A 14,631-nucleotide genomic window follows, 5' to 3' on the forward strand; every position below is an offset into this window, starting at 1 on the left:
GCGCGGTCGTGCTTCCATTCGGCGATCAGCGCGTCACGATGGGACTGCAAGGCGGCGTCGAACGTGGCGGCGTCCAAGTGGGGCAGGGTGATCCGGTAGCAGGCGCCCTGCTCGCTGGAGGTCTTCCTCAACGAGGGCTCGAGCTCGCGCCGGGGTCCTGGGTCAGGACGCGGTTCGAGGCTGACCGCGGTGCGCAACTGGTGCACCGTGGCCACCCGCGCCAACTCCGCATAGTGCGCATCGGAGCCCGCACCCGCGCGTGCCGCGATGACGCCGACCTGATCCAGCGACAGCCGGCCCTCCCGCATTCCTTGGGCGCAGCGGGGGAACTCCTCGACCCGGCGCGCGACGGTGGCGATCGTGTGCGCGGTGGTCGAGGACAACCCCAGCTTCCAGGCCACCAACGCCGGCACCGACCGCGCGCCGGTCATGCCGCACAGCTCCTCACGCTCGATCTCGGCGACCAAATCCACGATGCGCCCATCGACGGCGTTGCGCTGACCGGCCAACTCCGCCAACTCCTCGAACAGCACCCCGAGACGGTCTTTGGGGCTCACCACCACGGAGTCGGACGATGCGGTCGAAGACATGAACCCATCATCGCAGCGGGGTACGACAAGTTTCGAAAACCCGATCCCCGCTCACAGCCGCAGCGTCCAACGGCCGTCGCGCAGGTGCATGACGGTACGACTGACGGTCGCAATGTCGATGCGCCAGAACGATTCCGGCGGTGCCGCCAGGGCGACCAGGATCGCCGCCCGGATGACCGCGGGATGCGTAACCGCCACGGTCGGCTGGTTCACCGACTTCAGCCATCCCGCCACCCGTTCGACCAGGGCGACGATCGACTCGCCACCGTGCGGCGCCCGGCCCGGGTCGGTCAGCCACGCCTCGAGGTCCCGCGGGTCGATTGTCTCCCGTGCTTGCCCGCGCCATGTCCCGCAATCGATGTCGGCCAACCGGGGCTCGACGCTGGCCGCCAGGCCCAGCAGCTCCGCGGTTTCACAGGCGCGCCGCTCGGGCGCGGCGAGGTGCGTCTTGGCTTTGAAGCCAACCTTTTTCACCTGCCCCCGTCCGACGTCGCTGAGCGGTTCGTCGAGCGGAAATCGCGCGGACGCCATGGCGTCGGTCATCGCGTGTGACACCATCGTCAGCCGCAGGACACCGGTCACGCGTTGATGCTCGGCGCGCGCTCCTCGAGCAACCGCCCGGCGAGCGTCGCGAACACCACGCCGACGGTCACCCACAGCACCAACTGCGCGGACAACGAGAGCAGCCTGAAGTCGTAGAGGACGTCGGCGGGAAAGCCCGGATAGACGATCGTGCCCGACGCGTCGCGCAGCGGCCCGGGGGTCTCGTCTATGTCCGGCAACGACATCGCCAGCACCGCGACCGCCGCGACGTAGCCGCCCGCGGCGAGCAGCCGCCCGTTCCACGCTCCGAGGCGGGCGGTCAGGAACCGCGCCAGCCACACGGCCGCGATGGTCAGCACCACCGAGGCCACCACCATGACCAGGTACCAGCCGGTGCGCTCCCCGATCGTGTCCGCCTGGCCCACCGCCGGCGGGTTGGGCGGATACTTCACGAACGGCACCAGGTAGACCGCGACGAAGGCGGCCGCCGCCAAAAGCAGCGAAAGCGCGCGTGGCCCAACGCTTGTCACACGCGCGGCGATCACACAGAACAGCACGCTGAACAGCGCGCCCAGCGCGACGCCGAAGATGAGCAATCCGAAGCCCAGCCCGGCGTTGGACTGCACCCCGCGGCTGAACAACTCGGCGCCGTGCTCGTGCACACCATGAGCGTTCTCCGCGTCGGCCCGGCCGTCCTCGAAGGCGATCGCGCGGCCGATCACCGGCTCGGCGCCCAGGCGGGCGAAGGCGAACGCCAGCACCGCGCCGATTGCACCGGCCAGCAAGCCGCGCCCGATCAGACGCTTCTCCACGCGATCAGTGGCAGGGGAAGCCGAGCAGGTGCCGCGCGTCGTGCACGAACTCGTGCACGTGCGAATCGCTGCCGAACAGCGACACCGCGCCCTGGTCCACGCCGACGAAGTACAGCGCCAACAGGGCCAGGAAGGCGGTTGCCGCCAACCAGGCCGCGGCGCCGGCGGCCGACAAATCAACCGATCGGGTCCGGGTCGTCTCAAGGTTCGGCACGATCGACTCTCCTTCCGGGGGATAACCGCGTCCCCTCTGGTGACGACGGGCCATGGGTCTGACTATCGACAGTGGCGCGACCGTTCTGGAATTTCACCAGATTCCGTTGCCCGTCAGGACGAGAGTCAGTCTAAACCGCCGCTCACTGCTGTGGAGGCGGGGAGCCATAACCCAGCTGGCTGGCCGTGTATTTCGCGGCCTCGGTCAGCGGTGTCGCCTGGACCGCCGTGCCGTAGGCGCAGATCTCGGTCCACACGTCGCCGATTTCGGTCGTATCGAACCGCATCGCCACGATCGCGTTGCCGCCGCGATTGCGCGCCTCGGTGATCAGCCGCCCCATCGCCTCGTTCCGGCTCTCGGCCAGGTTCTTGGTCATGCCGGCCAGCTCGCCGCCGAACATCGCCTTGAATCCCGCGCCCATCTGGGAGAAGGCGTTTCGCGAACGGACGGTCAGCCCGAACACTTCGCCGCAGACCCGCTGGATCTCCCAGCCGGGCAGGTCGTTGGTGGTGACGATCAGCACTGGCTTGCCTCCTGGTCACAGCGAAAACGGGCGGTCAGTCCCGTGAGACTAACCGCCCGTTTCCGGTAATCGCTAGGGCGTTTCCGGCGCCGCGTGCGCCCCGGCCTTCGCCAGGTCCGGCTCGGCCGGCGGCTTGCGGGTGCCGGTGAAGGTGAACACCGCGTCCTCGCCGGCGCTCTCGCCGTCCCAGTTGTCCACGTCGACCGTGACGATCTGTCCCGGTCCGACTTCCTCGAACAGGATCTTCTCGGACAGCTGGTCCTCGATCTCGCGCTGGATGGTGCGCCGCAACGGGCGGGCACCCAGCACCGGGTCGAAGCCCCGCTTGGCCAGCAAGGCCTTGGCCTTGTCGGTCAACTCCATCGCCATGTCCTTGGCCTTGAGCTGCTTGCTGACCCGCTCGATCATCAGGTCGACCATGCGGATGATCTCGTCCTTGGTCAGCTGGTGGAACACGATGATGTCGTCGATGCGGTTGAGGAACTCCGGGCGGAAGTGCTTCTTCAGCTCGTCGTTGACCTTCTGCTTCATCCGCTCGTAGTTGTTCTCACCGCCACCCTGGGTGAAGCCCAGGCCGACAGGCTTGCTGATGTCGGACGTACCGAGGTTCGAGGTGAAGATCAGCACGGTGTTCTTGAAGTCGACCGTGCGGCCCTGACCGTCGGTGAGCCGGCCGTCCTCGAGGACCTGCAACAGGCTGTTGTAGATCTCCTGGTGCGCCTTCTCAATCTCGTCGAACAGCACCACCGAGAACGGCTTGCGCCGCACCTTCTCGGTGAGCTGGCCGCCCTCTTCGTAGCCGACGTATCCCGGCGGGGCACCGAAGAGCCGCGACGCGGTGAACCGGTCGTGGAACTCGCCCATGTCGATCTGGATGAGCGCGTCGTCGTCGCCGAACAGGAAGTTGGCCAGCGCCTTGGACAGCTCGGTCTTACCGACACCGGACGGGCCGGCGAAGATGAACGAACCCGACGGGCGCTTGGGGTCCTTCAACCCGGCGCGCGTGCGGCGGATGGCCTTCGAGACGGCCTTCACGGCGTCTTCCTGGCCGATGATCCGCTTGTGCAGCTCGTCCTCCATGCGCAGCAGGCGGGTGGTCTCGGCCTCGGTGAGCTTGAACACGGGGATGCCGGTCCAGTTGCCCAACACCTCCGCGATCTGCTCGTCGTCGACCTCGGCGACCACGTCGAGATCGCCTGAGCGCCACTGCTTTTCGCGCTCGGCCCGCTGGGCGACCAACTGCTTCTCCCGGTCGCGCAGGCTGGCGGCCTTCTCGAAGTCCTGGGCGTCGATCGCCGATTCCTTCTCGCGGCGGGCGTCGGCGATCTTCTCGTCGAACTCGCGCAGGTCTGGCGGCGCGGTCATCCGGCGGATCCGCATCCGGGCGCCCGCCTCGTCGATCAGGTCGATCGCCTTGTCCGGCAGGAACCGGTCGTTGATGTAGCGGTCGGCCAAAGTGGCGGCGGCCACCAGCGCGGAGTCGGTGATCGAGACCCGGTGGTGCGCCTCGTAGCGGTCGCGCAGCCCCTTGAGGATCTCGATGGTGTGCTCCACCGTCGGCTCCCCCACCTGCACGGGCTGGAAGCGGCGCTCCAGGGCGGCGTCCTTCTCGATGTACTTGCGGTACTCGTCGAGAGTCGTTGCACCGATCGTCTGCAGCTCACCGCGGGCCAGCTTGGGCTTCAGGATGCTGGCCGCATCGATCGCACCCTCGGCCGCGCCCGCGCCGACGAGCGTGTGCAGCTCGTCGATGAACAGGATGATGTCGCCGCGGGTGTTGATCTCCTTGAGCACCTTCTTCAGCCGCTCCTCGAAGTCACCGCGGTAGCGCGAGCCGGCCACCAACGAACCGAGGTCCAGGGTGTAGAGCTGCTTGTCCTTCAGCGTCTCGGGAACCTGGCCGTGCACGATGGCCTGCGCGAGGCCCTCGACGACGGCGGTCTTGCCGACGCCGGGCTCGCCGATCAGCACCGGGTTGTTCTTGGTGCGCCGGCTCAGGACCTGCATGACGCGCTCGATTTCCTTCTCGCGGCCGATGACCGGGTCGAGCTTGCCCTCCATCGCGGCGGCCGTCAGGTTGCGCCCGAACTGGTCGAGCACCAACGAGGTGGACGGGCTGCCCGACTCGCCGCCACGGCCGCCGGTGCCGGCCTCCGCGGCCTCCTTGCCCTGGTAGCCACTGAGCAGCTGGATGACCTGCTGGCGCACCCGCGTCAGCTCGGCGCCCAGCTTGACCAACACCTGGGCGGCGACGCCCTCACCCTCGCGGATGAGTCCGAGGAGGATGTGCTCGGTACCGATGTAGTTGTGGCCGAGCTGCAGCGCCTCCCGCAGGCTCAGCTCGAGAACCTTCTTGGCGCGCGGGGTGAACGGGATGTGCCCCGACGGCGCCTGCTGGCCCTGGCCGATGATCTCCTCGACCTGGCTGCGAACGCCTTCCAGCGAGATCCCGAGCGACTCCAGCGACTTCGCCGCGACGCCCTCGCCCTCGTGAATCAGACCCAACAGGATGTGCTCGGTGCCGATGTAGTTGTGGTTGAGCATCCGGGCCTCTTCTTGCGCCAGGACGACGACCCTGCGGGCACGGTCGGTAAATCGTTCAAACATCGGTGGTTACCTGCTCTCCCTCACCATCGGTACTTGGCCTCTGTGTGGCCCACCCGGTCCCCGTCGGGGCCGGAATCTCATACCTGCCATCCACTGTAATGGTCGGCCTGCCAGGGGGCATAACCTTGCGGTTCCTTGCTGTTCAAGACCCGCCGGGCCCGTATCGGGCGAACTCCCCTGTCATTACAGCGCCGTAACCGAACCAACGTGGCCGGGTGCCAATTCGTTTCCCGCACTCTCGGACGATTCTTTCGCCGCCAGCGAAATGACAAACCGGCGCCCGGGCCGCTGCGGTCCGGGGCGCCGGTTAAGAGGTTTGTCAGGTTGCCGCGTGAAACGCGTCGATGACGTCGGCCGGGATGCGGCCGCGCGTCGAGACGTTGTGGCCGTTGCGGCGGGCCCACTCACGGATCGCCGCGCTCTGCTCGCGGTCGATCGCGCCGCGGCCGCGACCCGAGCTGGACCGCCCACGCCGTCGACCGCCGACCCGGCGTCCGGCTTCCACCCACTGCTTCAGGTCGTTGCGGAGTTTTGCCGCATTCTTGGACGAAAGGTCAATCTCATAGGTCACCCCGTCAAGGCCGAATTCGACCGTTTCGTCGGCTGCGCCGGCACCGTCGAAATCATCGACCAAGGTGACGGTCACTTTTTTCGCCATTAGCTTATCCTCGCATTTCGTCCTGAGCAGTTGCTGAGCAGTTTGGGTGAGCCTCCCCGGGTCACCAATCTGCCATAACAAGGCAGCATACTCAATCCGGCCGCAAGGCGCACAGTTGCGTTTTTCATGTGGAGTGCGGCCGAACAATCGGGAACAAAACTGTCTCGCGAATTGACAGCCCAGTCAAAGTCATCAACAACCGATCGATACCCATTCCCGTTCCCGTGCACGGCGGCATCGCATACTCGAGGGCGGCAAGAAAGTCTTCGTCTAGCACCATGGCCTCGTCGTCGCCCGCCGCGGCCGCGCGGGCTTGGGCGGCGAATCTTTCCCGCTGAATGACGGGGTCGTTCAGCTCGGAATACCCGGTGGCCAATTCGACCCCGCGCACGTAGAGGTCCCACTTCTCGGTCACACCGGGGATGCTGCGGTGCTGACGCGTCAAAGGCGTTGTCTCCACGGGGAAGTCCCGCACGAAGGTGGGCGCCGTCAGCGTGTTTCCGACCGAGTGCTCCCAGAGTTCCTCGACGAGCTTGCCGTGCCCGTAGCCCCGGTCTCGGGGAATCTCGACCCCCAGCCGATCCGCGATGGCCCACAACCGCTCCGCCGGGGTCTCGGGGGTGATCTCCTCGCCGAGCGCCGCGGACAGCGACGGGTACATTTGAATCGACGCCCATTCGCCGTCTATGTCGTAGACACTCCCGTCGGGCAGCGGCAGTTGTCGGGTTCCGATCGCCTCATCAGCGACCTCTTGAATAAGCTCGCGCGTGACGACTGCCGAATCGTCATAGGTTCCGTAGGCCTGGTAGGTCTCGAGCATCGAGAATTCGGGAGAATGCGTCGAATCCGCGCCCTCGTTTCGGAACACTCGATTTACTTCGAAGACCTTGTCGAAACCACCGACGATGCAGCGCTTGAGGAACAGTTCCGGTGCGATCCGCAGGTACAGATCGATGTCCAGAGCATTGGAATGCGTCACGAACGGCCGCGCCGCCGCGCCGCCCGCCAGCGTCTGCAACATAGGCGTCTCGACTTCGAGAAACCCGCGCCGTTCGAGCGAGTTGCGGATCGCGCGGACCACGGCGATTCGCTGCCGCGCCACCGTGCGGGCCTGGGGGCGGACGATCAGGTCGACGTAGCGCTGCCGCACCCGCGCCTCTTCGCTCATCTCCTTATGGGCCACCGGCAGCGGCCGCAACGACTTGGCCGCCATCTGCCAGGAATCGGCGAGCACGGACAATTCGCCGCGCCGTGAGCTGATCACATTGCCGTGCACGTAGACGATGTCGCCGAGGTCGACGTCGGCCTTCCACGCGTCCAGGGATTCGGAGCCCACCTTGTCGAGGCTGAGCATCACCTGGAGCGTGGTGCCGTCACCCTCCTGGAGCGTCGCGAAGCACAATTTCCCCGAGTTGCGCGCGAAGATCACCCGGCCCGCGATGCCGACGACGTCGTCGGTAGCGGTATCGACCGGCAGGTCGGGATGGTCGGCGCGCACCTGCGCCAGGGTGTGGGTGCGTTCGATGGCGACCGGATAGGGCTCCCGGCCCTCCGCCAACAAGCGAGCGCGCTTGTCCCGGCGGATGCGGAACTGCTCGGGCAGGTCTGCTGCTGCATCCTCGCTGGCGTCACTCACGACGTGCCAGCTTAAATGACCTCGCGGGGCGGCTCTTACCGGCGGCCCGCCGAGATTGCCGTCACGGTCGTTGTTCCGGTCGCGACCACGACCACTGGGGCAATCTCGTCGCCGGGGATACTCAGCGCGCGGTCTTCAGCCGGCCCCGCTGGGCGTCCCGGTTGCGTTCGAAGACCAGCCGCAGCCCGTGCAGGGTCAGATGCTGGTCGTAATGGCTGGGCGTCTGCAGTTCGGGCAGCAGCAGCGGAGCCGTGTGCCCCGTCGCCACCACCGCGACGTCGTCACCGGCGAAGCCCTCGACGTCCTCGCGAATCCGTCCGACCAGGCCGTCGACCAGCCCGGCGAAGCCGAATACCGCTCCGGCCTGCATGCATTCGACGGTGTTCTTGCCCACCACCGAACGGGGACGGGACAGCTCCACCCGGCGCAGCGCGGCGGAGCGGGCCGCCGCCGCATCCGAGGAGACCTGCACGCCGGGCGCGATCGCGCCGCCGAGGAATTCGCCCTTGGCCGACACGACGTCCACACAGATCGAGGAGCCGAAGTCGATGACGATCGCGGCGCTTTGAAACCGGTGAAAGGCCGCCAGGCAGTTGACGATTCGGTCGGCACCCACTTCTTTCGGGTTGTCGACCAAGAGCGGGATGCCGGTGCGCACGCCGGGCTCGATCAGCACGTGCGGCACCGACGGCCAGTACTGGTCCAGCATGATCCGAACCTCGTGCAGCACCGACGGCACGGTGGACAGGGCGGCGGCGCCGGTGAGTCGCTCGGAGTCGTCGCCGATCAGGCCGTCGATGGTCAGGGCCAGCTCGTCCGCGGTGACCTCGGACTCGGTGCGGATCCGCCACTGCTGCACGACCTTTGCGTGCTCTTTGGATCCGGAGATCAGCCCCACGACGGTGTGGGTGTTACGGACGTCGATCGCCAGCAGCACGGCTACCGCACAGTGATTCGGGGGTCGAGAAGCTCGGCCGCATCCGCGGGAACGAACGCCGGATCGTGTCCCAGGTCGATGGGCCTGTTGTCCGCGTCGACGAACACGATTCGCGGCTGGTAGGAGCGCGCCTCCGCGTCTTCCATCGTCCCGTACGCGATCAGGATCACCAGATCACCCGGGTGCACGAGATGGGCGGCGGCGCCGTTGATCCCGATCACTCCACTGCCGCGCTCGCCGGTGATCGCATAGGTGACCAGGCGGGCGCCGTTGTCGATGTCCACGATGGTCACCTGCTCGCCCTCCAGCAGATCGGCGGCGTCCATCAGATCGGCGTCGATGGTCACCGAGCCGACGTAGTGCAAATCGGCCTGCGTCACGGTGGCGCGGTGAATCTTCGACTTGAGCATGGTCCGTAACATCAATTCCTCCAAGATGATTCACGGGGGTCCCGATATCCGTCCGGCCCAACGGGTGCCGGCGAAGTTTCGATCTCGATCGCGATGTTGTCCAGCAGCCGGGTGCGGCCCAGCCGGACGGCCACGAGCAGCCGCCCGGATCGGTTGGCCCGCAACGGGCCCAGCTCCGGATCACGCAACTCGAGGTAGTCGACCGTGAGCTCGGGCACCGCCTCGAGCACCGCGCGTGCCGCGTCCAGCGCGGCCTGCGGTCCGGCGTCCGCGGCATGGGCCCCCGCGGTCAATGCCGCCGACACCGCCACGGCCGCCTCGCGTTGCACCGGATCGAGGTAGCGGTTACGTGACGACATGGCCAGCCCGTCGGCCTCGCGGATGGTCGGCACGCCCACCACGGCGACGTCGATGTTCAGGTCGGTGACCATCTGCCGGATGAGCACCAGCTGCTGATAGTCCTTCTCGCCGAAGAACACTCGATCGGGGCGCACGATCTGCAGCAGCTTGCACACGACTGTCAGTACGCCGGCGAAGTGGGTCGGTCGCTGGCCACCTTCGAGGTCGGCGGCCAGCGGACCGGGCTGCACGGTGGTGCGCAGGCCGTCGGGGTACATCTCAGCGGCCGTTGGCGCGAACACGATTTCGACGCCTTCGCCCCGCAGGAGCGCCACGTCGTCGTCGAGGGTCCGGGGGTAGGCGTCCAGGTCTTCCCCGGCGCCGAACTGGAGCGGGTTGACGAAGATCGACACCGCGACCACCGAGCCGGGCACCCGCTTGGCGGCGCGCACCAAAGCGAGGTGGCCGTCGTGCAGGGCGCCCATGGTGGGCACCAGCATCACCCGGCGGCCGGTGTGGCGCAGCGCGCGGGAGACGTCGGTGACGTCGCGCGGGCGCGAGTAAACGTTGAGTTCGCCGGCCTTGAAGGCGGGCGGTTTGCCCGGTCTCATCCCGCCAGCACCTCGAGGACGTCGGCGGGAGCGTGGGCGCGCCGGGCGGTCCGCAGGGCGTTCACCCGGTACGCCTGCGCGAGTTCCGGGTCGGCCTGGTTCAACGCGGCCAGGTGCCCGGCGACCGCGGCCGCGTCACCGCGTGCGACCGGGCCGGTGAGCGCGGCCTGCCCGCGTTGCAGGGTGTTCTCCAGCGCCGCCCGCGCCAGCGGCCCGACGATGCGTTCGGCGATGCCGCCCGGCTGGTCGTCGACGGACTGTTGCCCGAGCAGTTCGCTGCCACGCAGCGCGGCCCGCAGCGCCTCGAGCGCGTCGGCGAGGACCGTCACCAGGTGGTTGCTCGCGTGCGCCAGCGCGGCGTGGTAGAGCACCCGCGCTTCCTCAGGCACGGAGAACGGCTCGCCGCCCATCTCGAGGACGAGCGACTGCCCGATCGCGTACCCCACCTCGTCGGCGGCGGTGATGCCGAAGCAGGTGTCCGCCAGCCGGTTGATGTCCTCATCGGAGCCGGTGAACGTCATCGCCGGGTGAATCGCCAGCGGGATGCAACCGTCCTGGGCCAGCGGCGCGAGAATGCCGACCCCGTTGGCGCCGGAGGTGTGGGCGACGATCGTGCCCGGCCGCACCGACGACGTCGCGGCCAAGCCGGACACCAGGCCGGCCAGCTCGCTGTCGGGAACGGCCAGCAACAGCAGCTCGGCGCCGGCCGCCACGTCCGGCGGCGACGCCACCGGGGTGTCGGGCAGTCGACGCTGCGCCCGCTGGCGCGACGCGTGGGAGATGGCGCTGCAGGCGACCACGACATGGTCGGCGCGCTCCAGCGCGACACCGAGCGCGGTGCCCACCCGGCCGGCCGAGATGACTCCCACCTTGAGCCTGGCCGGGCGCAAACCGTCGAACTGCACCATCGCAGACGACCTCACAGATTTCTTTCGTTCGTTCCGGTCCCACCTCGTGGGTACCGTTCGGTCACTAAAACTCTAGTCGATCAGCGGGCCCCGACCAATGAAAGCCCCATGTGAGGAAGCTCCCAGCTCAGCCGTCGCGGCGCCGCCGGCGGCCGCCCTCGGACGGCTGGACCTGCAGCCGCGCCAGCAACTCCGCAACCGACTGACCGCCGGTCGGGGGGCCTTCGCCCGGCCCGTCCGGGGCCTGCGCCAGCGGGTCCGCGCCGCCATGGCGGGGGGCGTGCTCCGGCGGTGGCGGCGGGGCGAGCCGCGGCGGTGGTGGTGGCTCCCCGTCGGTGTGGGGTGACGGTGAATGCGGCGGCGCTGGAGGCGGGGGCGTGGCCGCCGCGGGAATGGGGCCGGACGCGAACGCGGGCTCGCTCGGGGGCGCGAAGCCGGGGGCGCCGTAGTCGCGGTACTCGGCCGAGTGGCGCGACCGCGCCCGGCGACCCGGCTCACCGAACGGCGGCGGCGGCTCGTCGCGGGGGGCCGCCCATGCCTGGTCCGGCTCGGAGTGGCGGGCGCGTCGCCGCCGGCCCGACGTCTCCTCGCCCGGCGGGGCGGACTCATCGGCACCGGCCCAGTTGCTTCCCGGCGCGCCGGGCGGCAACCACAGCCCCGACGCACCCACCGGCTGCCAGCCTTGCACCTGCGGCTCCGGCTGCGGCGCCGGCGGCTGCTGACGCGGTTCGAAGCGCGGCTCGGGCTCGGGCGGTGCGGCGCTGTACGACGGCTGCGGTGGGGCCGGCGGTGGCGGCTCCTGCGGCGGTTCGTACTGGTAGGGGACCCGGTCGCGGCGGGGCTGCGGCGGGCTCTGGGGCTGCCGGGGCGGCAACAGCGGTTCCTCGGGCACGTCGATGATCGCCGTCTCGTCGGCGCGGCCCGCCGGGTTGTCCTGGGGGACCGAGCTGACCCGATCGCTGGCGACCCAGTCGTAGGGCGCGTCACGCGGGGTCTCGCCGTTGCGGTCCCACTCGCTGTACGCGCGTTCGGGGGCCGCCTCCGCTTCGGGCGTCTCGAGGGCCGGCCGCTGGGCGAGGTCGGTGTCGAACAGGATCTCCAGGCTGGTGCGCAGCGCGCTCAATTCCGCGCGCAGCTCGGCCAGGTCGTCGGCGGCTTGTGCGCGCAGCTCGGATGCCAGCTCGCGACGCAGCTGGGACTCGACGGTCAGCTCGTACTCGCGCCGGGCGGAGATCTCCCGATCCAGCTGCAAGTCGTACACCAGCTTCAGGTCGCGGACGCGGGATTGATCCGCATCGCTCTGACGGCGGTACAGCACCGAGACGAACGCGCCGGCGACTGCGGCCCACAGGGCCAGGATTACAGCGAGCTTGAGGAGTTCCACCCGATTGGTGAAAACCAAAGCGGAACTGGCCCCCATCGCAAGGACCAGCAACGCGGTCAAGAGCACCCACCCCGGCCTGCGGCCGCCGCGCCGAACCCGGGCGCCGCGGGACAGAACGGTCATGGCCTGACTGTACCTGCGCGAGGTCAATCCGCGTGTCGCCCTACTCCGGCGATTCTCACGCTGTTGTTACCCGGGTCACAGGGGGGCTAGTTTTCGGCACCCTCGCCGTGCTCGGTCTGGTCCGGTGGCGACTTGCAGCAATGCTGCAGCCACAGCGCGGCGAGGAGCAGCGCCAGCGCGCTGACGGCGGCGACCACGGCGCCGGTGGTGTCCTCGGCGGCCGCCCGCAACCAGGATCGTCGCGGCAGGAAATACACCAGGATCCCGGCCCACCAGCCCAACATCAGCGCGCCCACCCAGGCCGACGCCTTGGCGACCATCAGGCTGCGGGCCACCGCCAGCGGGTGCAGCCAGCCGGGGCCGACCCCGATTTCGCCGTCGTTGATTTTGGTCCGCACGTAGCGCGCCCACAGGGCTTCGCCGACGGCGACGGCCAGCAACGACAGACCGGTCCACACCGTGATCGGCGGAAACAATCGGTAGAGGCCGTTGACCAGCAAATAACCAACCACCGCCGCGGCTACCACCGCGGCCGTCAGGTCACGTTTCCTGGTCGGCCCCATCAGCCTTCCGGACTCCGGTCTGCCGGGTCCGTGCCCGGCCGGTGCAGCTTGAGGTCGGTCAACCGGACGCTTTCCCGGTCCGCGGGGTCCAGCTGGGCCAGCAGGCCCGAGACGGGCTGAGCGTCCCCGGCGACGGTCAGCTGGGCATCGGGGTCGATGGCGAGCCAGGGGATCATCACGAAGGCACGCAGGTGGGCCAATGGGTGCGGCAACGTCAGATTGTTCTCGCGGGAGATCACCTCCGCCTCGCCGTAGCAAGCGATCAGGTCGACGTCGAGGGTGCGCGGGCCCCAGCGCTCGCCGCGCACCCGGCCGGCAGCCCGCTCGAACTCCTGCGCCCGGCGCAACCAGCACTGGCCGTCGCAGGCCGGGTCGTTGGCGATCAGCACCGCATTGAGAAACGGCGCCTGGTCGACGCGGCCCCACGGGTCGGTCTCGTAGACCGGGGAGACCGCGAGCACCGTCTCGCCCAGCCCGTCGACGACGGACTGCAACCGGGCCAGGCGGTCGCCCAGGTTGGAGCCGATGGAGAGGACCACCCAAGTCATAGGCGCCGCTCCGCCGGGATCACCGAACCGCGGCCGCCGCGCCGAGACCGGCGCACCACCACCGCGACGTCGGCGAACTGCTGCGTGATCGGAGCCTGCGGCTTGTGCACCACCACCTCGACGGCATGCACGCGGTCGTCCTGCATCACCCGATCGGCGATCTCACCCCCGACCGCTTCGATCAGGTTGCGCGGCGGCCCGGCCACGATGTCGGCCGCCAGCTGGGCCAGCCGGCCGTAGTCGTAGGTGTCGGCCAGCGCGTCGCTGGCGGCGGCGTCCGCGAGGTCGATCCACACGGTCATATCGATGACGAAATCCTGCCCGTCGGCGCGCTCGTGCTCGAAAACCCCGTGTCGCCCACGAATCGTCAACCCCCGCAATTCGATTCGATCAGCCATCGTCTCCAGCCAGCTCGGTCTGCTGCGATTCGGTCTGCGCCCAGGCCCCGACCACCTTGAGGGCATCGGCCGTGGCCCGCACGTCGTGCACACGAACACCCCACGCCCCGTACAGCGCTGCCAACGCGGAGATCACCGCTGTCGCTGTCTCGCGGCCGGCGGGCGGTCGCGGCGAGCCATCCGGCCCGGCTAACAACGTACCGAGGAACCTTTTACGGGATGCACCCAGCAGCACGGGGATTCCGGTGGCCACCAACTGCGGCAACGCGCGAAGCAGCGCCCAATTGTGTTGAGCCGTCTTGGCGAACCCGAGTCCCGGGTCGATCACCAGCTTGGCGGGGTCTACACCGGCCGCCACCGCGTCGTCGACGCTGGCGAGCAGCTCGGCGCGCACTTCGGCAACCACGTCGTCGTAGTGCGGAGCCGCATGCGGGCGCTCGGCGGACACCGAACGCCAGTGCATCAGCACCCAGGGCACGCCGGCCTCGGCCAGCAGCGGAGCCATCGCGGGATCGGCACGCCCGCCCGACACGTCGTTGACGATCCGCGCGCCGTTCTGCAGCGCCGCGCGCGCGACATCAGCGTGCATGGTGTCTATGCTTACCGTTATTCCCTCTGCCACAAGCTCTTTGACGACGGGAATCACGCGAGAGGTCTCGATCTGGGAGTCGATCCGCGTGGCGCCGGGCCGAGTTGACTCGCCTCCGACGTCGACGATGTCGGCGCCCTCGGCGGCCAACGCCACCCCATGCGCCACGGCGTTGCCGGTGTCGAGATAGCGGCCGCCATCGGAGAACGAGTCGTCAGTGACGTTCAGGACTCCCATC

Annotated in this window: 17 protein-coding genes; all 17 read right to left on the reverse strand. The window is 68.8% G+C overall.

Annotated features, from left to right (window positions below):
* Positions 1-590 (reverse strand): DUF222 domain-containing protein (locus tag A5691_RS14570; RefSeq protein WP_156675778.1); only part of this gene is annotated, 590 nt, incomplete at its 3' end.
* 51 nt (positions 591-641) lie between these two features.
* Positions 642-1,172 carry a histidine phosphatase family protein gene (locus A5691_RS14575; protein ID WP_067758489.1) on the reverse strand — a complete coding sequence of 177 codons (531 nt, stop codon included), beginning with the start codon at positions 1,170-1,172 and terminating at the stop codon, positions 642-644.
* A complete protein-coding gene (locus tag A5691_RS14580) occupies positions 1,169-1,945 on the reverse strand; it encodes a CbtA family protein (RefSeq protein ID WP_068019521.1) in 777 nt (258 codons plus the stop codon). The genes A5691_RS14575 and A5691_RS14580 overlap by 4 nt, the downstream gene beginning before the upstream one ends.
* Before the next feature lie 4 nt (positions 1,946-1,949).
* Entirely contained in the window at positions 1,950-2,159 is a 210-nt protein-coding gene (locus tag A5691_RS14585) for a CbtB-domain containing protein (RefSeq protein WP_067781653.1), read from the reverse strand.
* Positions 2,160-2,301: 142 nt separating this feature from the next.
* Positions 2,302-2,682, reverse strand: coding sequence for a YbjQ family protein (locus A5691_RS14590; protein WP_067758483.1), 381 nt, complete (start codon positions 2,680-2,682; stop codon positions 2,302-2,304).
* Between the two features lie 72 nt (positions 2,683-2,754).
* Entirely contained in the window at positions 2,755-5,289 is a 2,535-nt protein-coding gene (gene clpC1 / locus A5691_RS14595) for an ATP-dependent protease ATP-binding subunit ClpC (protein ID WP_067754212.1), read from the reverse strand.
* A 319-nt stretch (positions 5,290-5,608) separates the two neighbouring features.
* Positions 5,609-5,947 (reverse strand): histone-like nucleoid-structuring protein Lsr2, encoded by a 339-nt coding sequence (gene lsr2, locus A5691_RS14600; protein ID WP_067754209.1) that lies wholly within the window; start codon positions 5,945-5,947, stop codon positions 5,609-5,611.
* 124 nt (positions 5,948-6,071) lie between these two features.
* Positions 6,072-7,583 carry a lysine--tRNA ligase gene (gene lysS, locus A5691_RS14605; protein ID WP_067781656.1) on the reverse strand — a complete coding sequence of 504 codons (1,512 nt, stop codon included), beginning with the start codon at positions 7,581-7,583 and terminating at the stop codon, positions 6,072-6,074.
* A gap of 121 nt (positions 7,584-7,704) precedes the next feature.
* On the reverse strand, positions 7,705-8,520 hold the full coding sequence (locus tag A5691_RS14610) for a type III pantothenate kinase (RefSeq protein ID WP_067781658.1): 816 nt from the start codon (positions 8,518-8,520) through the stop codon (positions 7,705-7,707).
* 2 nt (positions 8,521-8,522) lie between these two features.
* Complete coding sequence (panD, locus tag A5691_RS14615; RefSeq protein ID WP_067758696.1) at positions 8,523-8,942, reverse strand: aspartate 1-decarboxylase; 420 nt, start codon at positions 8,940-8,942, stop codon at positions 8,523-8,525.
* Positions 8,942-9,880: a pantoate--beta-alanine ligase gene (gene panC / locus A5691_RS14620; protein WP_068019526.1), complete on the reverse strand. Its 939-nt coding sequence runs from the start codon at positions 9,878-9,880 to the stop codon at positions 8,942-8,944. The genes panD and panC overlap by 1 nt, the downstream gene beginning before the upstream one ends.
* On the reverse strand, positions 9,877-10,788 hold the full coding sequence (locus A5691_RS14625; protein ID WP_067758702.1) for a Rossmann-like and DUF2520 domain-containing protein: 912 nt from the start codon (positions 10,786-10,788) through the stop codon (positions 9,877-9,879). The genes panC and A5691_RS14625 overlap by 4 nt, the downstream gene beginning before the upstream one ends.
* A 127-nt stretch (positions 10,789-10,915) precedes the next feature.
* Positions 10,916-12,295: a DUF6779 domain-containing protein gene (locus tag A5691_RS14630; protein WP_067758705.1), complete on the reverse strand. Its 1,380-nt coding sequence runs from the start codon at positions 12,293-12,295 to the stop codon at positions 10,916-10,918.
* Positions 12,296-12,381: 86 nt separating this feature from the next.
* Complete coding sequence (locus tag A5691_RS14635) at positions 12,382-12,858, reverse strand: DUF3180 domain-containing protein (protein WP_067890514.1); 477 nt, start codon at positions 12,856-12,858, stop codon at positions 12,382-12,384.
* On the reverse strand, positions 12,858-13,406 hold the full coding sequence (gene folK, locus A5691_RS14640; protein WP_067758711.1) for a 2-amino-4-hydroxy-6-hydroxymethyldihydropteridine diphosphokinase: 549 nt from the start codon (positions 13,404-13,406) through the stop codon (positions 12,858-12,860). Before folK ends, A5691_RS14635 begins: the two co-directional genes overlap by 1 nt.
* Positions 13,403-13,804, reverse strand: a complete 402-nt coding sequence (gene folB, locus A5691_RS14645; protein WP_068266649.1) for a dihydroneopterin aldolase — start codon at positions 13,802-13,804, stop codon at positions 13,403-13,405. The genes folK and folB overlap by 4 nt, the downstream gene beginning before the upstream one ends.
* Positions 13,797-14,630 (reverse strand): dihydropteroate synthase, encoded by an 834-nt coding sequence (folP, locus tag A5691_RS14650; RefSeq protein ID WP_067758818.1) that lies wholly within the window; start codon positions 14,628-14,630, stop codon positions 13,797-13,799. Before folP ends, folB begins: the two co-directional genes overlap by 8 nt.
* Position 14,631 lies beyond the last annotated feature (1 nt).

The organism is Mycobacterium sp. E183 (assembly GCF_001667735.1).
In the GTDB taxonomy this organism is placed as follows: Bacteria; Actinomycetota; Actinomycetes; order Mycobacteriales; family Mycobacteriaceae; genus Mycobacterium.